The 20242-nt window shown below is 43.1% G+C and carries 19 protein-coding genes; 12 read left to right on the top strand and 7 right to left on the bottom strand.

Translation table 11 applies throughout. The features are described from left to right. Window positions 1–65: 65 nt before the first annotated feature. From MHN30_RS11085 to MHN30_RS11065, 5 genes are all read left to right on the top strand, one after another. Complete coding sequence (locus MHN30_RS11085) at window positions 66–392, top strand: zinc ribbon domain-containing protein (protein WP_239359599.1); 327 nt, start codon at window positions 66–68, stop codon at window positions 390–392. 2 nt (window positions 393–394) lie between these two features. After that, a complete protein-coding gene (locus MHN30_RS11080) occupies window positions 395–676 on the top strand; it encodes a DUF1315 family protein (protein WP_010371878.1) in 282 nt (93 codons plus the stop codon). Beyond that, window positions 666–3350: a DUF349 domain-containing protein gene (locus MHN30_RS11075; RefSeq protein WP_239359598.1), complete on the top strand. Its 2685-nt coding sequence runs from the start codon at window positions 666–668 to the stop codon at window positions 3348–3350. Before MHN30_RS11080 ends, MHN30_RS11075 begins: the two co-directional genes overlap by 11 nt. A gap of 191 nt (window positions 3351–3541) precedes the next feature. Beyond that, the gene (locus tag MHN30_RS11070; RefSeq protein WP_239359596.1) at window positions 3542–4141 is read left to right on the top strand and encodes a polymer-forming cytoskeletal protein; all 600 of its coding nucleotides are present in this window, start codon (window positions 3542–3544) and stop codon (window positions 4139–4141) included. Window positions 4142–4770: 629 nt separating this feature from the next. Next, complete coding sequence (locus tag MHN30_RS11065) at window positions 4771–6078, top strand: hypothetical protein (protein WP_239359594.1); 1308 nt, start codon at window positions 4771–4773, stop codon at window positions 6076–6078. Between the two features lie 50 nt (window positions 6079–6128). Here the strand turns inward: MHN30_RS11065 and MHN30_RS11060 are convergent, their stop codons facing one another. Then, window positions 6129–6797: an NAD(P)H-dependent oxidoreductase gene (locus MHN30_RS11060; RefSeq protein ID WP_239359592.1), complete on the bottom strand. Its 669-nt coding sequence runs from the start codon at window positions 6795–6797 to the stop codon at window positions 6129–6131. 107 nt (window positions 6798–6904) lie between these two features. Between MHN30_RS11060 and MHN30_RS11055 the strand changes: the two genes are divergently transcribed. The 3 genes from MHN30_RS11055 (at window position 6905) to MHN30_RS11045 (ending at window position 10360) form a co-directional block, all read left to right on the top strand. Continuing rightward, window positions 6905–7792 (top strand): LysR family transcriptional regulator, encoded by an 888-nt coding sequence (locus tag MHN30_RS11055; RefSeq protein WP_239359590.1) that lies wholly within the window; start codon window positions 6905–6907, stop codon window positions 7790–7792. A gap of 119 nt (window positions 7793–7911) precedes the next feature. Continuing rightward, the gene (locus MHN30_RS11050) at window positions 7912–8715 is read left to right on the top strand and encodes a PhnD/SsuA/transferrin family substrate-binding protein (RefSeq protein ID WP_239359638.1); all 804 of its coding nucleotides are present in this window, start codon (window positions 7912–7914) and stop codon (window positions 8713–8715) included. A gap of 31 nt (window positions 8716–8746) precedes the next feature. Continuing rightward, window positions 8747–10360 (top strand): ATP-binding protein, encoded by a 1614-nt coding sequence (locus MHN30_RS11045; protein ID WP_239359589.1) that lies wholly within the window; start codon window positions 8747–8749, stop codon window positions 10358–10360. A 126-nt stretch (window positions 10361–10486) separates the two neighbouring features. Here MHN30_RS11045 and MHN30_RS11040 read toward each other — a convergent pair whose 3' ends face one another. The 3 genes from MHN30_RS11040 to MHN30_RS11030 form a co-directional block, all read right to left on the bottom strand. Next, on the bottom strand, window positions 10487–11134 hold the full coding sequence (locus MHN30_RS11040; protein ID WP_017219287.1) for a hypothetical protein: 648 nt from the start codon (window positions 11132–11134) through the stop codon (window positions 10487–10489). 279 nt (window positions 11135–11413) lie between these two features. Further along, window positions 11414–11791, bottom strand: a complete 378-nt coding sequence (locus MHN30_RS11035; protein ID WP_239359588.1) for a VOC family protein — start codon at window positions 11789–11791, stop codon at window positions 11414–11416. A gap of 476 nt (window positions 11792–12267) precedes the next feature. Beyond that, window positions 12268–12786, bottom strand: coding sequence for a DUF1579 domain-containing protein (locus MHN30_RS11030; protein WP_130163864.1), 519 nt, complete (start codon window positions 12784–12786; stop codon window positions 12268–12270). 106 nt (window positions 12787–12892) lie between these two features. Between MHN30_RS11030 and MHN30_RS11025 the strand changes: the two genes are divergently transcribed. From MHN30_RS11025 to MHN30_RS11015, 3 genes are all read left to right on the top strand, one after another. Then, window positions 12893–13630 (top strand): WYL domain-containing protein, encoded by a 738-nt coding sequence (locus MHN30_RS11025; RefSeq protein ID WP_130163865.1) that lies wholly within the window; start codon window positions 12893–12895, stop codon window positions 13628–13630. A gap of 95 nt (window positions 13631–13725) precedes the next feature. Further along, window positions 13726–14031 carry an NIPSNAP family protein gene (locus tag MHN30_RS11020; RefSeq protein ID WP_239359586.1) on the top strand — a complete coding sequence of 102 codons (306 nt, stop codon included), beginning with the start codon at window positions 13726–13728 and terminating at the stop codon, window positions 14029–14031. Between the two features lie 27 nt (window positions 14032–14058). After that, window positions 14059–14574, top strand: coding sequence for a GNAT family N-acetyltransferase (locus MHN30_RS11015; RefSeq protein WP_045989465.1), 516 nt, complete (start codon window positions 14059–14061; stop codon window positions 14572–14574). A gap of 50 nt (window positions 14575–14624) precedes the next feature. On the opposite strand, the gene MHN30_RS11010 is transcribed toward MHN30_RS11015, so the two are convergent. Next, complete coding sequence (locus MHN30_RS11010; protein WP_239359585.1) at window positions 14625–15524, bottom strand: EamA family transporter; 900 nt, start codon at window positions 15522–15524, stop codon at window positions 14625–14627. Between the two features lie 116 nt (window positions 15525–15640). On the opposite strand from MHN30_RS11010, the gene MHN30_RS11005 reads away from it, so the two are divergent. Continuing rightward, a complete protein-coding gene (locus MHN30_RS11005) occupies window positions 15641–16123 on the top strand; it encodes a MarR family transcriptional regulator (protein ID WP_130163867.1) in 483 nt (160 codons plus the stop codon). Between the two features lie 1247 nt (window positions 16124–17370). On the opposite strand, the gene speB is transcribed toward MHN30_RS11005, so the two are convergent. Further along, the gene (speB, locus tag MHN30_RS11000) at window positions 17371–18291 is read right to left on the bottom strand and encodes an agmatinase (protein WP_010604538.1); all 921 of its coding nucleotides are present in this window, start codon (window positions 18289–18291) and stop codon (window positions 17371–17373) included. Window positions 18292–18294: 3 nt separating this feature from the next. After that, entirely contained in the window at window positions 18295–20208 is a 1914-nt protein-coding gene (speA, locus tag MHN30_RS10995; protein WP_130163871.1) for a biosynthetic arginine decarboxylase, read from the bottom strand. Between the last annotated feature and the right edge of the window lie 34 nt (window positions 20209–20242).

The raw sequence follows: 20242 nt of genomic DNA, 5'->3' as shown, positions 1-20242 counted from the left end.
TCGCAAAGGTAGTAGAATAGGGCGCCTCACAGGTGCCCTTTTTTGTATTATGGAGAAGTAACACGATGGCAATAGCACAGTGCCCAAGCTGCGGTAAACCTATTTCCTCCAAACATAAGTCCTGCCCGCATTGTGAAACCAATTTAGCAGACTTTTCTCAAGAAGACAGAGAGAGAGCGGCCTCTAGAAATCGTGTAAAACGTCAGCAATCTGTAATGAATTACTCGTTTATTGCACTGATCCTAGTACTAGGTGGATTCTTATATATCTATTGGCAGCAGCCTGACCCTAACTCGTTTGAAATGATCGCAAGCAAAAGTGCTATAGGCATTGGTGCGGTTTGGTACTTAATTAATCGAGTCATCCTCGTTATTTTGAAAAAGAAAAAGTAGTAATGAATGTAGATAGCTTAGTTCAAAATATTACCCCTGAAGTATTCGAGCGTTTGCAATACGGTGCGTCAACCGGAAAGTGGCCTGATGGTACGCCACTAAGTGATGCGCAAAAAGAGCAAACCGTGCAGTTGGTCATGCTATATCAAGCAAAAGTAGCTAAGTCCAATGAGCAGTTCACCATCAACGAAAAAGGTGAAATGGTGCAAAAATCCAAACGCGAATTACAACAAGAATTCAAAGCCGACAATGAAATAGCTAGGTTCAGTGAAAATGATCTTTAAACACCTTTTTACACCGAAATGGAAACACCCTAAGGTTGACGTTCGCTCACAAGCAGTGGACAAGTTAGACTTAAGCAAAGACGCAACTTTACTACATACGCTAGCACTTGAGGACGAGTCTGCGCAGATCAGAAAAAAGGTACTTACTAAGGTAAATGACCTTGGTCTTTGGTGGAAAGTTTATAAGCAAGATAGCGAGCTAAAAGAGCTTGCTGAGCAGAAAATTTCGAGTGCGGTTATTAATCAAGACACCGCATTGCAGAGCAACATTCGTGAAGAATACATTGAACGCTATGCGCCAGCTAAAACGCTTGAGAAAGTTGCGTTAATTGAGACCGATTTAACGAACAAAGTTAAACTGCTTAAGCGCCTCGCGAACGCCACGTTAATCGAAAAATCGTTCAAAGAAGGTGATGAAGCACTTCAGATCGCTATGTTGGAACTGATTGCACAGCATTCACTTGAAAAGAGTGTCCTAAAAGCAGCCAAAGGTGAAGCGCTGACTTCTCTTACTGGATCACTGGAACAGCAGCGACTAGCAAAAGAAATGCCTGCTAAAGTTGCTGAGCAAACGCGGGTTGTACTTGCCAAGTTAAACGCGTTAAGAGATAAGCAAAGCTATGAAATTGTGAACGCGCAAGCACAACAGTTATTTGCACAGTGGCAAAGCATTGAGCTTAAGTGGTTAGATGCTGAAACGGTAACTGCACTAGATGCAAAGTATCAACAAGTAGCAGATAAATTAAACCGTCATCTCAATGAGTTACAAGTTAAACATCAAGCGCAGCAAGCTGAGTTAATGCAAAAGCAAAATGAAGCCCTAGAGGTCGCGGAATTAACTGCTGAACTTGAGGCCATTGAAAAATCGGTCGAAGTTGCATGTAAAACACTAGACTTAGCCCCACACGATGCATTGGTTCAGCGTAGTGAAGTATTAAAAGGCAAAGTGTCTGCACCTCAATATGTCACTGTTGAAGCGCTTGGCGAGTTCACAAGAAAACTGCAAAATATTGAGCGTGATCTTGCCGATTTACCCGCACTTATTGCTGCAAGTGAAACCTTCAATAATGCCTTAGCAGAGTTAAAGGCAGTTGAAGTACCAACTTCGTTAGAAGCGCTTGATACCCAAGTACAAGCACAAAAAGACCGCTATGTTACAGCGCGTAAAACGTTAGATTCACTGCCTAAGGTATTGCATAAATCAGCAAAAGCTGAGCTATCAGATGCAAGCCAAGCGTTTATGACAGCTATCGAGCCGCTGAAAAATGAGCAAGAAAAGGCACTCAAAATCGCGAAGAAGAAAGCACGCGATGTTCAACGATTAATTGATCAGGGTCGATTCAACGTGGCATTTGGTGTTTTTAATGGCTTTATTGAGCAGTTTGAGTTGCTTACGCCAAGCTACAAAAAGCAGCTTGAAAACCAGCATGAAAGCTTGTCTCAAGCATTAAAAGATCTTAAAGATTGGCAAAAGTATGCAGCTACACCTAAACGTGAAGAATTGCTTACGGAACTTGATATCAAACTGGCTGAGGAGTCGGTTGACCCTGTTAAGCGTGCTGAGGAAGTAAAATTACTTAGAACACGTTGGAACGAACTTGGTCATGTTGAAACGGAACAGGAAAAGGCGCAAGCAGCTCAATTTGATGAAAAAATCGAATTATTGTTTGTACCTTGTCGCGCTTACTTTGCGGAGCAAGAAGTACAGCGTGAGCAGGCAAAAATAGCGCGTGAAGCGGTGATTGAAGAAGTTAAAGCACTGCTTAGTAGTTTGGATAACGAGGGTATTGATTGGCGAGAAGTAGAAGCACAATTTAACCGCCTAGCCAAAGTGTGGAAAAATGCTGGTAATGTGGATGCCAAAGTCTATCAAAAGCTGAATTCGATTTACCGTGAGCACCATCAAGCGGTTTACGAGAAGCTTAAAGCCTTCCATCAAGCCAATGCCGTTGAAAAGGCCAAGCTAGTTGAAACTGCACAGCAGCAGCTTGAGGCTGAAGATTTAGCAGCAGCTTGTGACTTACTGAAATCATTGCAAAAACAGTGGCAGCAAATTGGTTTTGCTGGTGCCAAACAAGAGCATACTCTGTGGAAAGCATTTCGTGCCCATAATGATGCCGTGTTTGAAAAGCGCAGCGCACAATATGCCGAGCAAAAAGCACATGAGAAGTCGCAGGAAGCCGAGCAGCGTCAGTTGCTTGCAGAGTTCGACAACAAGGTTATTGAAGCGGTCACTCAAAATGAACTGGCTGCCATTCGTGATGAACTCAATACGTTTATTGTAGTGCCAGGACTGAAGCAAGAAAAGAATCGTTTATTGTCACAAGTGAAGTCGAAATTAGATGATCTATTTTCTTCACAGCGTCGTGAAAAGTTCAATGAACTGGTGGAAGCGGTAGAAACTGATGGTGATATTCCTAGCTCTTGGCAAGGTAATAATAAAACCTCGCTAAACGCCGCCCAGTTGCTATTGAGACTTGAGATTTTAACGAATCAGTCATCACCGGAAGCCTTGCAAAGCGAGAGAATGTCTGAGCAAGTCGCGATGCTAGATGCAAAACTGCAAGGTGAAGAAAGCAGCCTTGAGACTTACCTTATCAGTTATCTCGCTGAGGCTGACAAAGCCGATATAGTGACGTCAAAAGGCAGGTTACTTGCTGTTTTGAACGCATAGTCATTATATACTTTGAGCCTACTCAGAACACTCTGGGTAGGCTTCTCCGATGTAAACTCTATCCGCCTCTAACACCTCTTGAGCTCGGTTTGAATGCTAAAGTTATGAGAAATCTGCTTAGTGGCTCTAGGTAGTTACACCACTTTATTTTAATACTTTGCTCTAGTAACCAATAATCAGAAGAAAAAATAATGACCAACAAACTTTATCAATATCCACTTGCGCTTGCGTTTACCTTCAACTTAGTTGCATGCTCGGTAGGTAATCTTAACGCTACTCATGGTGAAGACTTAAGCCATTTTGCTGGAAATATTAATGTGGCAAGTGGTCAAAGAGCCGGGAACTTATCCCTACAAAATGGCAATATTACGCTAGCTGAAGGGGCCGAAGTTAAATCTGCAGAAGTGACTAACGGTAATATTCAGCTTGATAAGCATAGTGAAGCACAGTCGGTTAATATTGATAATGGTAATATTATGCTGATGGAAAAAGCGCACGTATATGGGAGCATTCAAGTTACTAATGGTAATATTGAGGTTGGTGAGTCGGCTCTAATTGAAGGAAACGTCATTAACGCGAGCGGAGATATTACAATTGCCAGCGGCGCTACTATTTTAGGTGATGTGATTTATCGTCAGGCAGGATATCTTGCTTCTAAGCTTGAGAAAGACATACCAACGCTTACAATTAGTGATGGTGCAAAGATTGTCGGCACTATCCAGCTTTATCGTCCTATTCATATTGAACCTAAACATCTACAAAGTCAGATCACTTATCACTATAAACAGTAAGCTGCATGAGAGTAGTAACCGCTTGTGCAAACGCTTGTGTGGACACCCACCATTAGTTTGCATAAATCAAACTCTCCTCTTTCGAGCATAAATTTCCTTCTTCAATAAGCTGAACCAGCTGTCAGAAAGGTATTACATCAATTAGTCTTAATACTTGCCCAATTTGAAGGAGTAAACTTGGCGCTAACTGCGTTGAATTTACTTCCAATAGCCAGCTATTGGTGCGTAAATTCCCCTTGTTATCCCCAAAACTGTCTGGCTAGATAAGGGGATAATTTAATGTGGGCTTAAAAGCAATGAGTTAGCTCATTCCTTCCCCAAACCTCAGGTTAAATAGCAAAATTCTCGTCTTGCTAACATGAATGTGGGTAGCCTGGCGATAGCAGGATTATCGACAAGATTTTCTCGCCTCAAAATGATCACTTGATTAAGCGGATTGGTATTAATTATCCGAAATACCAGCAAAGTTACTATGTTTGGCTATGAGTGAGGCTTTTTCCCAACGCTGGTTTGACAATTAAGTGTCGTTGATAAGGAGTTGTTATGTTTTGCCACAAGAGAGAATTTTTTGTTGATACACAGAGGTTTTTTTTGTGATAATTTTAGGTAAAACTGAAAATGGACATTACATGAAAAACTATAAGCTCACTTTACTATCATCATTTTTAACACTAACTCTGTCAGCATGTGGCGATTCGTCATCGAATGATACAGGGAAGATTGGCGGAGGTACAAAGCCAGCTACTCAAACGATTTCACTTAACACTTACCAGCACCAGTGCGGGAAGGATACAGGTGTTAGCACAGATATTGTTTTTCATGATGCCAATGGTAAACCCGTCGGTACTGCAAAAACAAATAGCAGTGGTACGTTTAGTGGTGAGTTGCCTAAAGGCACGATGCATCTATCTGTAATAGGTGATGTGAAAGACAGAGACCTAGAAGAGTTTAAACAGATATATACAGAATTGGATATCTCACAGAGAAAAAACCTCGGAAACTTTTACTTCCAGAATTACAGCGAAAATTGTGGCTGTTCAGTATACAATATAGATAAATCTGAGTTAACCGGAGATTATGCCAATGCTAGTATTCGATATGGTTCTAGCACTTTCTTACGTGACTCGGTAACAATTTGCCCTGATATAACTGAGCTATATATTACTGCAACCGCTCCCTTTATTAATCTTGGTAAAGCAGCCATTATTGAAGTTCCCACAGACAGTAATACCATTAAACTAAGTAACAGCGACTTTGTTTATGATGGTTTGGCAATTGAGCCTATTTCTTGGACTAATGCGGAATTTATGTCTACTCGAGGTTATCTAAAGAGTCAAAAGCGATATGTTTTCGGTAATGCCGTTAGCGGTCAGTCTGCAGATCCTATGTATATTTTTCCAACTCTTACTGATGTTAATTTCTTAAACCAGTATATTACTGAAAGTACTTCGGTCAACAGCGTTGACATCAACTTTTACATCCGTGCGCAAAATTCAGTTGAGAATGATGGCAATTATATGCTCACGCAATTACCTGAAATTTCGCCTAATCTATTTGATGATTTGCTCGCAGCATCCAATAGTTCAGATACTAATTATGATTTCTCCTCAACCGACGAGCGCTTAGCACGCGCGCGTTGGGGATTTAGTTTTCTCGTTGACGACGCGGCTGAAACTAGGTTTGATTGGGATATAGAAGGTGGTATCCGTGGAGAAATCCCTGATCTGTCATTCGGAGAAGTCTTCCCTGAGCCAGAAGGTCAAGTAGACCTTGAAGTATTATCTATCTATTTATATGGCTATGAAGGTCAAGCGGTTGATAATAAGTCTTTTTCGGCGTTATTGGACGAAAAATGGAATAATGATCTTAGAGACGATAGTAAATTTGATAATTTTGTATCTATGCAAGTCGTCGCGAATTTAGACACGGCGTATTAAGATTATGTTTTTGCCTACTTAACAGTTTATCGTTAAGTAGGCCATTTCTTTTAGCTATTTTGATTGCTGAGCATATGTACGAGGTTGTTGATTTCTTCAATTGCAAGCGCTTTAGATTGCTTATGCCTGTCGTCGCCAAACTCTTGATACTCAGATGCGATTTCATAAAACGCTTCAGCACCTAAATATGGAGCCAACTGCTCGATATGGCTACTTAGGTGATTCAAATGATATTGTGACTCACCTTTTTTAAATGCAAACTCTCCCCAAGATGCCAGTAATACGAGAGTTTTACCCGATAAAATTGGCTCAAGTGGTTTATCACCTCGTGCTAAATCAAAGCTGAAGGTTTTATTTACTCGGATCACCATATCAAACCAAGCCTTTAGCACGGCAGGCATGCCGTAGTTATACATAGGGCTTGCGATCACGATAATATCGGCATTGGTCACTTCTTTGATAATTTCGTCAGACTCAGCGAGTACTAAGCGTTGCTCTTCGCTCAACACTCCTTTTGCAAATGCAGCCGCTATAAATGCTTCATCAATGAATGTAGGTTGTTTTACGGATAGGTCGCGATGGGTGATTTCCACTTCATGTGTGCAGCAACTAAACTCTGTCAAAAATTGCTCACCTAACATCCGGCTAATTGACTGATGTTGCGAACTCGTCTCACTATACTTTCTTACGCTACTACTTATATATAGAATGTTTTTCACGGCTTTTCTCCAGTTGTGTCTTGTGTTTTATTTTGTTCCTGCGAGAGCAATGTGACAACTGAGAAGAATCCATAAATAGATGAGATAAACTAACCTATAGGTTTGCTATGTTCACACATTTACCGTCTTTGAATAACATAAAAACCTTTGCTGTTGCTGCGCACTACTTGAGCTTTAAAGATGCGGCGCGAGTACTTAATGTTACGCCTACGGCAGTGTCACATCAGATAAAGTCACTGGAATCACAGTTAAGGGTTCAGCTTTTTGAGCGAAAAACGAGAGCAGTGCAATTAACATTACAAGGACAGGCACTGGCAAAGGTGTGTATTGATTCGCTCAATATGCTTGATAATGCGTTTATTGAGTTTACTGAGCAAAAGAATGATTTGCTTATTTCATGTTGTAATTCATTTGCTGCACTTTGGCTTGCTCCGAATATGACTGCCATTAATCATGCTTTGCCAAACCAAACCGTCACAATATGCGCGAGCGATCAACTCATTGATTTAAACAAAGAGAAACATATTGATATCGCCCTGCGTTATGGCAAAGCGGATCCGAATTCTAATGAAACTCATCTTATTACCGAGAAAATAGGGCTTTATGCTAGTCCAAATTATCGGGTGCCAGACCGAGGTAAACCTGTACTATTTCTCACCCATTGGCAAGACGAAACAGGGCTTGAAAATATTCCTTGGCAAGCGCACATTGACGAAAGTCATTATGACTTGCGTTATTTTGAGCAAGAACACTTTGTCTTGCAGGCGGCTGTGGCCGGGCAAGGGCTGGCACTATTGAGCGATGTATTAGCAGAGTCAGCAGTAATACAGGGGTGGTTAAGTAAAAGCCCAACAATGGAGGAATTTTCAGGCTATGGCTATTGGCTTAGGCAAACGACTTATCGCAAGAGTTCGGCGATTGTTCACCATTTTACCATTTGGCTGGCAAGCGCGTTACAAAATATCAAGGCCAACAAAGATAAGGACATAAGATAAAAAGATAAAGGACAGGCACTTTTATCAATGAGCAAATAAGCCGTTTTTTAATATTGATCTATACTTTTGTGGAACTTAAGTCCTTATTCGAGAAGTGTTTATTACTAGGTGGTGATGTGATGATAAAAATCCTGCTGATGAGTCTCATTTTATTTCCCGCTTTATGTTTGAGTGGTGATTATACCTTCGCCTTTGTGCCGCAGCAGTCTGCAAATAAGTTAGCCAAAAATTGGCAACCTATTCTCGATTATCTCAGTGATAAAACCGGAGATAACTACACATTTAAAACCGCTAAAGATATACCAACCTTTGAAGCCAGGGTACTGCAGCAAGAGTATGATGTGGCATACATGAATCCCTATCACTTTGTTGTATTTAATGAGCGGGTAGGTTATCAAGCTATCGCCAAGCAAAGAGATAAAATGATAAAAGGGATCATCGTGGTTAAAAAAGGAGCGGGTATTACTGACTTATCGCAATTACGAGGAGAAACGCTTGCTTTTCCGGCTCCTGCTGCATTCGCTGCGAGCATTTTGCCCCGAGGGGAATTGGCGAAGCAAGGTATTGAATTTACGCCAAGATATGTATCTTCCCATGACTCCGTTTATCTCAACGTGTCGAGAGGATTTGTCAAAGCGGGGGGCGGTGTCATGCGTACTTTCAACAACGCCGATCCTAAAATTAAATCACAACTCGACATTCTCTGGATGACAAAAGGTTATACACCACATGCATTTGCTGTAAAAAGAGCAATGCCAGAAGATGCAAGGCAAAGATTAGTAGCGGCGTTGACCTCTCTTGAACTGACTGAAGAGGGAATGAGGCTACTCGAAGCGGTGAATTTCAAGGGCATTATGGCAGCGTCGAACGAGGACTGGCAAGACGTAAAAGCATTAGAATTAGAAACCTTGGTTGGCAAATAGTACTGGGATGATTAAGAAGCGCCACGACTGAATGAAAAGGCTATCGTTAAGACTCAAAACCATGATTGGCACCGCTATTATTGAAGCGGTGCTGTTGAGTGCGCTCATATTTGTGGTGATTGATTTTATGATGGAGTCCGCAAATGACGCCATGAATAAACGCGCAACCACGACTGCACGTTTGTTTGCGAGCGCGACCAAAGATGCCGTGCTGTCGTACGATTTAGCCACGTTAGATGCTTTTACCAATGAGTTATTAAGTAACCCAGATATCCTTTACGTTAAAGTGATCGATGGTGAAAGCCAAACACTTTCCTTTGCAGGAAACGAGCGCTTTAAAACGCGCACATTTGAAGATGATACGTTAGTTGCGAAAGTCACGGACGGTATTTTTGATATTCATGCTGATATTGTTGAGGGAGGGACACTATTTGGCACTATTCAGATAGGCATAGATATTGGCACCATAAATCGAACGATGTCAGAAGTAAAACGCTGGACGGTTTCTATCGCGCTGTTTGAAATGGCGTTAGTTGCTATTTTCTCTTATTTTCTGGGGATATATCTCACAACCAACCTGTATATATTGAAAAGCCAAGCTAAATTTATCGCTCGTAATGTCAAAAAAGGCGAATTTGATTTCAAATGGAAACCAATACAGAGTAAAGATGAGTTACAAGAACTGTCTTTAGCGTTTGATGAACTATCACAAACTTTAGCCGAAGAGCATGAGCGTCGAGAACGATATAAGCATGATTTGATTGAGCTAAATAAACACTTAGAAGAACTAGTGGCACAGAGAACGGAAAAACTGAACCAGAAAAATCAGCAGCTTGAGGCTACGAATAGAGAGCTTGAAGCCGCTCAGCAACAGCTTGTTCACTCAGAAAAAATGGCCTCTGTGGGTCAATTGGCTGCGGGAGTTGCCCATGAAATAAATAATCCGCTCGGTTTTGTGATGAGTAACCTTGATGTGATGCGTCACTATCATGGCGATTATGCCGAACTAGCAAAGCGTGCGGTTCAGCTCGGACTTGAACCCGGCGAACGTAATGCGTTCAATCAATTTGTTCAAGACAAAGACTTTGCTTTTATTAATAGCGATTGTACTGAACTGATTGATGAGTCGATGACTGGGCTACAAAGAGTTTCTGCGATTGTGAACGACCTCAAGCAGTTTTCAAGAGCTGATACTATTCAATTGCAACCTTGCGATATTAATGCATGCATAAAGACAACGTTAAATCTGGTTGAGAGTAAGCTCAAATATCATGCGAACGTGATCACACAGTTAGGTGAAGTCCCTCAAGTACTGGGGAACCAAGGCAAGCTAATTCAAGTAATGACAAACTTACTCATCAATGCAGCGCAGGCTTTAAAGAGTGAAGGAGAGATTAAGGTAACAACGTATTTGGAAAATGGCAGTGTTGCGATCAGTGTGCAAGACAGTGGCATTGGGATCCCCAAGGAGATCATTGATAAGATATTTGACCCGTTTTTTACTACAAAGCCTGTCGGTAAAGGCACAGGGCTCGGGCTCTCCATTAGCTACGATATAATCAAAGAGCATGGAGGTGAGTTATTGGTTGAGAGTGAAGAGGGCATTGGGACATGTTTTACTATTTTATTGCCATCATGCAAGTAAGCACGACCCTGATACGAAACGTTTTAATCCACAGCTAATAAGTCCTTTGTGGTTAAAAGCGATCAATGGACACCTAATTGTACGGAATAACGGTCGCTGTGAACGACCGTTTTGCAAATTGTTTTTTTACTGTAACTCAACCGTCAAGGTGCGACCGTAACTGGGGGTGCCGATATGCAGACGAGAAGGTTCGTCAACTTGAAAGTCCATTGTACTGATGTCAAATCTTAGTTGTACATCGATGAGCGCTTTACATGGATCATATTCACTCATATCTACTAAGTTAAACATATATTGAGGAGGAAAGCTTTCTAATGAAGTGCCATCCCACTCTAGTGCAAATATGTGTTGAAAACAACCACCACCATACCTTGCATCAATGACTAACTGGCTTGCAGAACGGTCATAGTGAGCGCCTTTCAGCCAAAGCATATTTGCCTGTTTTTGCGTTAGTGTCTTGACCGTTTTACCTTTAAGATGAACGGTCTCTTTATCCTGTGTGTTAGGGTCATTGCTTGGCTGAATGATTCTCGCACCATTTGCTTCTGAATTACCTATCCAAGGGGCATCAACTACAAATGGGACGAGCATATCTGCGCCAATCATAGAGGTAGGTGTAACAGTCAACTCGTAGTTCCAAATCCCGTCTGCGGGAGGAACTACAGGGATCATTTCATTCAGTGAAACATTTAAGTTCGTACTAGAGAGTTGTCCGCTAACTTGAACTCTTCCGTTCTCAGTGATGTCGATCGATTGAATATATGCAACAGCCATTGTTATCTCCTATTTCAGCTATTCCCTGAAACTTCTAAACTGGGCTGGGAAGTCCCAGTTCAACCACATAACAATAGAGAGCGACAGAACGATTCTATCGCAATTTTCGCTGATGTTAATTCTTCAAGTGTTGGTGTTGCTATGGCCTCACACTAAATGAAGAATTCACAAATGAGTAAACAAGTATAGACAAAATTACAAATCTGGTAGCGAAACAACTCATGCTTAAGATGATGGGCTAATATAGAACATGTTTTTTGGTTGCTTTCTTTAATTGGTTTACTCGTTATTTTTATTAATAAAGACGCGAATACGATGTTTATCTGGGTCTAATACGATAAAACTATCGCCATATACCTCGGCTTGCGGGGCCTGAGCAAACTCAATATCTAGTAACTTCCATGTATCGTATAAAGCAAAAAACGCCTTTTGGCTTGGTTGCATAATAGAGATTTCAGTACCGCCCCCGATAATGCGACTTGGTGGTGTAAGGGCTGTGTTTTGTTTAAGTGCAATGGAGATGTTGTTTGCACACTTCATAGAAACAAAAGTTGGAGAAAGCTTTACAGTCTCACATTGGAATAGCTGTCTATAGAACGCTTCGCTAAGCTTGATATCGCTTACATATAACACCAAAGAATCAACGGTGACCATCATGGAATTCCATCATTTTTTAAAAAGTTGCAGCTACAATACTCTCTCGGTGTGTCAGTTACTGTCAGTAGCTTTAGCCTAGAGGTAGAGGCTCTAGTTATGGTGAGTAGATAGTTTGTTTAAAAATAACCGGCGATCGTGTGAAAACGGATCACTCAGTTGTTGGTATCTGCCACTCGAAAGTCGCTCGGATGCCATTGCGAATTGACACTGACACCCTCGGAATTTGGTATTTAACCTGAGGTTTGGATAAGGAATGTTCCAACTCATTGTTGCTAAAGCACAACTTAGTTTTCTCCTTGTCTAGCCAGAGAGTTTTAGGGAAAACACCGCTTCCGCGTCCTGCTCTCGCTAAGGTACCTACATCCTGTAGGCAAGGCGAATTTACGCATCAATAGCTGGCTATTGGAGTGAATTCAACGCAGTTAGCGCTAAAACTGGCTGCTAGAAAGGCATTAATTATCCGCAGCTCAGGTTATTTATTTGTTGTTTTGAGTAAAGCTCATCAGCCAATTAATATCCCATGTCTCACCGTCATCTACCGAGAAAGCTTGTTCCCACTTTGGCTTGTCCGGGGTGGTAGCATCCCATCTAAACCTGACTTTTGTAAGTCTGCCACCAAGTAACTCCTCTGCGTAAAAGAGGCCGATGTGATTTTGAAAGAACCCCACGACTGGAACACTGATTTGATCCGCAAAGCGGCCATCAAGCCACCAAATAGACCATAGCTTACTGTTGGGATTGAATGAGCGGATAGCCGCTGCTCGAAATGAGGCGTCAGGAAAGTGCAGCAGGTTATCTTCTATATTCCCACATCCGCCGAGGATTTTGCGAGTTGTTGACTCCGCTGAAAATTCGACCCAAGGTGAGTTGCTATCCAGTAGATTGTGACGTCGTCGATGGGTAACTTTCCAGCAACCAATTGCAAAATCAAAATCATTTATTCCCGCAGAGTCGGACTTAATAAGGTCGTTACTTTGTTTCGTCGTTATGGTCATTATGTATCTCCTATTTGTGGAAAATTTGATCTGAAAGTTTCGTTCACTTAATTGCTAGTCATGTTAGTCTACTTATATAGCTGCCATTTTGTGTCACATTTAGAGTATGAAAAGAACCACCTCATCAGGTCATTTAGCAAGGCTTGATAAACTCGAGAGCATGTTAAAGTCGGAAGATTTTTTAACGGTGCGTGCCCTGTCTCATGCTTTGCACGTATCAACACGAACTTTATATCGAGACATTAATATCTTGAGAGACAGAGGGCTTCCCATCGATGCTGATAAAGGTAAGGGAGGTGGTGTTAGATTGCATCGTAGTTGGGGAGTGGGGAAACTCAGCTTAACAGAAGAAGAGGCGGTGGATTTATTACTGAGCCTTGCAATGTCAGATAGACTAAATTCGCCGCTGTTTTTGGAGAGTTTGCAATCTATAAAATATAAATTGTTGGCGCTGTTAAGTTCTGATCAAAAGCGAAAGATAGAGAATCTGCGTAGTCGGGTACTCATAGGCAGCTCTGCATCGCCCTCGGTACATGCGTCCTATGAGCAATCAGACGTGCCAATTTGCAGCGCACTGAAGCAGGCCTTCATCTCTAAGTTATGCTTGGAAGTAAGCTATGAAGATGAAAATAAAAGAGAGACGCATAGAGTCATAGAGCCCCATTATTTGTATTTTAATACGCCTGTTTGGTACATATTTGCTTGGGATCATTTACGGATGGACTTTCGCGTATTTCGTGTGGATAGAATGAAGCGGTCATTCGAGTTGTCAGCGCGTTTTGAGCTCAGACCAAAACAGGAGTTTGAGCATTTAATCGAGACAGATAGTCCCATATCACTTTAACTTCATGTTATTAACGCTTACAGTAAGCTCGCACACTGTCTAACGGTGTGTAGAGCAATGTGAAACTGGTATTTTTAACAAAAAGGAAAGGTTGTATGGTTACTTGCTACTTAAAATATGTTGTTGATCCGGCAAAAATTGCTGACTTTGAGGAATATGCCAAAATGTGGATCCCACTCGTCAATCGTTTTGGTGGGCAGCATAATGGCTACTTTTTACCATCGGAAGGTGCAAGTAATATTGCCTTGGCATTATTCACCTTTCCCAGTTTGGCGGCCTATGAAACGTATCGCAACGAATCGTTTCAAGACGCACAGTGTCAGGCTGCAATTAAATTTGCAGAAGATTCCGGTTGCATAATCAGCTATGAACGCAGCTTCTTTAGACCTGTATTTGAATAGAGGTGAGTAAATGGAGCTGAACATCCCGTGCAACTAGATATTTCTGCCAATCTCAAACTACAAAACCTTGCTTTGACGCATGCAAAGCCATTATTTGATTGCGTACAAAGTAGTCGAGCAAGTTTACAAAACGTACTGCCGTGGGTTGCGACATTACATACCGAGGCTGATGCAGAGCGATACATCGACACACGTATAAACAACCAAGTCGGCGGACTTTGGTCTGCTATTGAATTTAATTGCGAGTTTTGTGGTGTGTTTGGGATCAAGTATATGGATGCGCAAACGCAAACTGCTGAAATCGGCTATTGGCTTGGCGAAAAGGCAAGAGGTCACGGCTTAATCGGTCTAGTGCTTGAACAGGTTATTGCCAGGCTTCGAGAAGTAAGTGATATTAAAACTGTGGAGTTTCAATGTTTACAGTCAAATATTGCGAGCCAGCGGATCATTGAAAAAATAGGCGGTCAGTTTGTTGAGTCCTGTGTCAATGATCTGGGCGTAGCAAGTGACGAGCCGTTATATATCTATCGACTCGCACTTTAGTTTCCCCTATTTGGGGGGAATGAGCGCATAGTTGCTATGCGCTCAACTGATTAGTTTACCTCACACTTAGCAGGCACAGCTCGGCTTCGTAGGGTAGTGACGATAATTTGCGGTAATAGCGGCATTACAATCATGCCAACCATCAAACTATACTGAAGCGGCGTGAACGTTTCGCCCAGTAGCACCAACCCCGTCAAAATACCTGCAACCGGATTTGCAATACCACCAAAGGTAAAGTCCACTACAGACATACGCTGCAGTAACCACACGTACAAGCTATAACCCAGCGCAGTGTTCAGGAGTACAACCCATAATATGCCGATGAGATTGGTCATCGAGAAATTGTTAAAAGCTGCAATATACTTAGCTGGTGCGATCACACCGTGAACGCTTGATGCGAGCGTGAGAATAACGCCGCCAATAATGAGTTGCCAAGTTAACACTGTCCACCAATGCATGCGATCACCAAGAGATTTAGTGATTGAGCTGCCGATCACGATACAGGTTATTGCCGCAAGTATTGCCGCTAAACCAAGAGGGTTTAAACTCAGTGAACTCGGATCAAATAGCAACCAGGCCAACACAATAAGCGCCGCGCCGCATAATGCTTGCACCAATCCCGGGCGTTGCTTATTGACCAACCAATGATAAAGCATGGCGAACACTGGCACAGACACCATGCCCACGCTCGATATGGCAGATGGTAGCGTTAACGACATCACGAAGATCATGCTAAAAAAGGCCGCGATATTAATCGCCCCAAGGCCGCATAGTATTTTCCAGTCTGCTTTTTTTGGCAAACTCGGCTTAACTGCCAGCAAAATAAGCCCAGCCGGAAGCGCTCTAATTGCGCCAAGTAAAAGAGGCGGCCAGTCCGCGAGGGTGTATTGTGTCACCGCATACGTGGTGCCCCATAAAAATGCAGGGATCATCGCAAGGAGTATATTCACATTAACTATCTTTATGTTGAGATACTTTGCGGTAAGGTATTACTAAAAATACTTTTTGTAAAGTATCTTTATGTTAAGATATTTCTTTACAAAGTTTGTTGTCGGGGCAAATATTGATGGATGCGATTGATAGAGTACAAGAGCAGTGGGCTCGCGAAAAACCACAGTTAGAAACAATACCCATGGCAATAATGGGTCGCTTAGTGCGCATAGCTAAACATATGGAAGCCGAAGTTGAAAAGCTGCACAAGCAATACGGCTTAAATTTGGGCGAATTTGATGTGTTAGCTACCTTGCGCCGCAGCGGCAAACCATTTCGCTTAACCCCATCAGAGCTATTTAAAACCATGCTACTCACCTCTGGTGCGATGACCAACCGTTTAGATAAGCTAGCGGCAAAAGGCCTTATTAAGCGTGAGCATTGTAAAGAAGACCGCCGCAGTGTAACCGTTGAATTGACAGCAGAAGGCCTCGCCCTGATTGAAGAGCTGATTGAACCGCATATCGCCATTCAAGCCCAATTGGTTGAAGGGATGAGTAGAGAGCAGCAAACCTTGCTAAATAGTGTGTTAAAAGAGTGGTTAACGCAATTTGAGTGAGGATATAAACAGTTTTGTAATATGTCGGTTAGGTTGAAATAAGTGAAGCACCACCACAAGTGTTTCATAGTGTAAATAACCTAGTGGGAGGCGGTTTACCCGCCGAGAAGTTATGTTTTCGAGCTATTGTTGATGATGAGCTTGCAAGCGACCACTTCGAGTTGACTGATGAGTAGAGCCCTCGTTGGCTAATATCAAAGCGCATCCATGCGCTTTTCGTTCATTCTTTTGAAACGACGCGATCGAGCGAACCAAGAAAACGTTGCCCCAGCATCACACTTAATCCTCAAATCCTAAGCCGATATAATGCAACCGTCTTGTAAGGCACGTCCCTGTACCAGACAAGACTTGGCCGACATCCTGTCGGCACATTGCATATCGGCTTACGCTTTTCGGGTGTGATGGAGGGGAAGTAGCACTGTCTGTTAGCTCTGGTTTTATCCAGTAAAACAGCTAATTAGCTTGCAAGCACCAAAAAAACTTTCAGCACCGTTTGCCTCCCTCATCACACCCGAAAGTAAATTGCCAATGAGTCATTTCAGCGCATGGATGCGTGAAAAGCTGTGACAGGGCCAAGGATGGCCCTTACACAGCGGTGACGTTCATATTGGCGATTTACTTGAGGAGTCAGTGTGATGTCGGGAGTGCCCTTTCTTTTGCGCAACGATTCTTTGGGCATCAAAGAAAAGTATGTCGTAGCCCATGGATGGGCATCGAAATCTGTCAGGAGGACGGGCTGACTTTACGATAAATGTTAGCAACATAAACCTCCATGTTTAATATCAAAGCGCATCCATGCGCTTCTCGTTCATTCTTTTGAAACAACGCGATCGAGCGAACCAAGAAAACGTCGCCCCAACATCACACTTAATCCTCAAATCCTAAGTCGATATAGCGCAACCGTCTTGTAAGGTACGTCCCTGTACCAGACAAGACTTGGCCGACATCCTGTCGGCACATTGCATATCGGATTATGATTTTCGGGTGTGATGGAGGGGGAATAAGTCGCCTGTGGATTTCTACTTTCTCAATAGCGATAGAGTCGTTTACAAGTTTAAAAAATTGAGGCTCTAGCCTCACAGTGTAAATAGTTTTGTGGGAGGGGGTCACCCGCCGAGAAGTATGTTTTTCAGGTGTGACGAAGGAGAATAAGCTGCATGTGAGATCTTCTACGACTTTACAGTAAACCCCAAACCCAAACAAAAAAGCCACCTTGTTAAGGTGGCTTAATCTAACCCCGCATCCGGTTATTTATGCTTTACAGCCCACAGATGCAGTAGTTCGTGTGCAATGGTGGCGGCGGCGATTGCAGTGAGCTCGCTTTGGTCGTAGGAAGGGGAGACTTCTACTACGTCCATGCCTATCATGTTTAGCCCTTGCAGTGCGCGTAAAATCTTCAGCACTTTGTCGCTGGTTAGGCCGCCACATACTGGGGTGCCGGTGCCTGGTGCGAATGCTGGGTCTAGACAGTCGATATCAAAGGTTAAGTACACCGGCAAGTCGCCAACGCGTGCTTTGATTTGTGCTGCTATTTCTTCGGCACTTAAGTCATTTGCTGCCATAGCATCAATCACGCCAAACTCGTGACCTTGCTCTGTGTATTCGGTTCTAATGCCAATTTGCATTGAATGCTCTGGGCTTATTAGGCCTTCAATCGGAGCATGATAGAACATAGTACCGTGATCATAGCGTGAGCCTTGGCTGTATGTGTCTGTGTGCGCATCAAAATGTACGAGCGCCATTTTACCGTGAATTTGCTGGTGAGCACGCAGCAGTGGCAGGGTCACAAAGTGATCGCCGCCTAGGCTTAATAGCGTTTTGCCTTGCTGCAAAATTTGCAGAGCAGCTAGCTCGAGTTGCGCAGTAAAATACTCAGGATCGCCAACTGGGTAAGTGAAATCGCCAGCGTCCTGAAGTTTAATTTTGTCCCACAATGCAAATGACCAAGGGTATTTTTTACTTTCCCAAGCTAAGTGCACGGATGCGCGACGTATTGCATCTGGACCCAAGCGCGCGCCTGGGCGTCCAGAGGTTGCCAAGTCAAATGGCAAGCCAAGTACCACAACGTCTGCATCAATATCTGTGATATTGCGTACCATTGGCTGACGTAAAAACGTCATGCCGTTGGAGTACAGAGAATGATCGGTGTGATCGAATAAGTGGCTCATGGGTTAAAAATCTTCCAAATAAGTATAGCCGTCAAGGCCGGTTTCAAGCTCTGCTAGGCAGGTAGCTCGTTCTTCAAGCGGTAGTTTGCTTTCAACTAGGTTGGCAAAGTTACGCTTAAATTGTTCAACATCAAGGTGTACATAACGCATCATATCGGCAACGGTGTCGCCCGCATCAACATTACCAAGCGACAATTCGCCCTGGTCATCTAATGTGGCTACAACGGTGTGGGTGTCGCCAAATAGGTTGTGCATGTCACCTAAAATCTCTTGGTATGCACCCACCAAGAAAAATCCCAATAAATAGGGTTTATCTTTGCAAAACTCTGGTACTGGTAGGGTGGCTTCAATACCTTGGCCATCCACATAATGCTCCACCGTACCGTCAGAATCACAGGTAATATCCAGTAATACCGCGCGGCGCTTTGGCGCCTCTGTTAACCCGCTGAGTGGCAGGACAGGGAATACCTGTTCAATACCCCAAGCGTCTGGCAAAGATTGAAATAGCGAGAAATTCACAAAGAATTTATCCGCAAGCTTAGCACTGAGTTCGTCAATAATTGGGCGATGGAAACGGTTTTTGTTATCCATACGCTTGTTTAGCTCATAACATACGCGCAGGTTTACTTGCTCCGCCCAAGCTCTTTGCTCAAGGCTTAATAGGCCCATCGCAAATTGGCTGTGTACTTCTGCCAAGTCGCCCTGCGTATCATGAAAAATTTCAATCAACGCGCGGTCGTCGCTCTGCTCGTTGAGCGCCTGCCAAGACGTCCACATATTGTGTAGCAGTCTTGGGGCGTCACTTACCGGTGCAGTTATCTCTTCTACTTGATAGCTTTCGGTGCCAATCACATCGGTAATTAATACCGCGTGATGCGCCGTTAGCGCACGACCCGACTCAGAGATGATCTTTGGCATTGGCTGATTGTATTGCTTACAGGTATCGCCTACGGTGTAAACGATGTTGTTTGCATATTCAGCTAAGCTGTAGTTCATCGAGTTGGACGACTGGCTACGCGTTCCATCGTAATCCACTGCAAGTCCGCCACCTACGTCTAAATTCAACAGGTTTGCACCTAAACGGCGTAATTCGCAGTAGAATCTAGCTGCTTCACCCACACCAACGCGCACGTCACGAATATTGGCCATTTGCGAGCCTAAGTGAAAGTGCACCAGTTGCAGCGCGTCTAGCATGTCAGCTTGCTTTAATTGGTTAACAACCGTAAGGACTTGCGATGCAGACAGACCAAATTTGGACTTTTCGCCGCCGCTTGCTTGCCATTTTCCTTTACCTTGTGATGCCAAACGTACGCGTAAGCCTAAACGAGGTTTAACGTTGAGTGCTTTGGCTTCTGCCATCACGATGTCGAGCTCAGAACGCTTTTCTAAAACGATATAAACCTGATGGCCTAATTTTTCACCGATAAGCGCAAGACGGACGTATTCTCTGTCTTTGTAGCCATTACACACGATCACTGCGCTGGTTTTTTCACTGAGCGCCAATACGGTAAGTAACTCAGCTTTACTGCCAGCTTCTAAGCCAAGCTGTTTTTTATCGCTGGTTGCTTGGCTTGCGATAAGCCCCTCAATGACTTCTTTTTGTTGGTTTACTTTAATTGGGTAAACCAATAAATAATCTTCTGGGTAGCTGTAATCAGTAATCGCCTGATTAAACGCACCAACAATATTATGTACGCGCTGTTCTAGAATTTGTGGAAAACGCACTAGCGCAGGTAGGGTATAACCCTCAGATTTAATTTGTTGTGCAATGTTTGTCAGAGTTACGGCGTGCTGTGGCTGCTGTTGGTTCGGCATCGCAGTAACCTCTCCCTGATCATTAATACCAAAGAAGCCTTGGCTCCAGTGGCGCACGTTGTAGCATTCACGTGCTTGCTCAGAAGAGGTAAATTTGGTCATTCAAGTTCCTTAACGTAAGTTAGAGTTCAGCCTG

This window comes from Pseudoalteromonas sp. OF7H-1 (genome assembly GCF_022347825.1).
GTDB classification, from domain to species: Bacteria; Pseudomonadota; Gammaproteobacteria; order Enterobacterales; family Alteromonadaceae; genus Pseudoalteromonas; species Pseudoalteromonas maricaloris.
The sequence above is the reverse complement of the archived record's forward strand: the minus strand, read 5'-3'. Positions and strand labels throughout refer to the sequence as shown.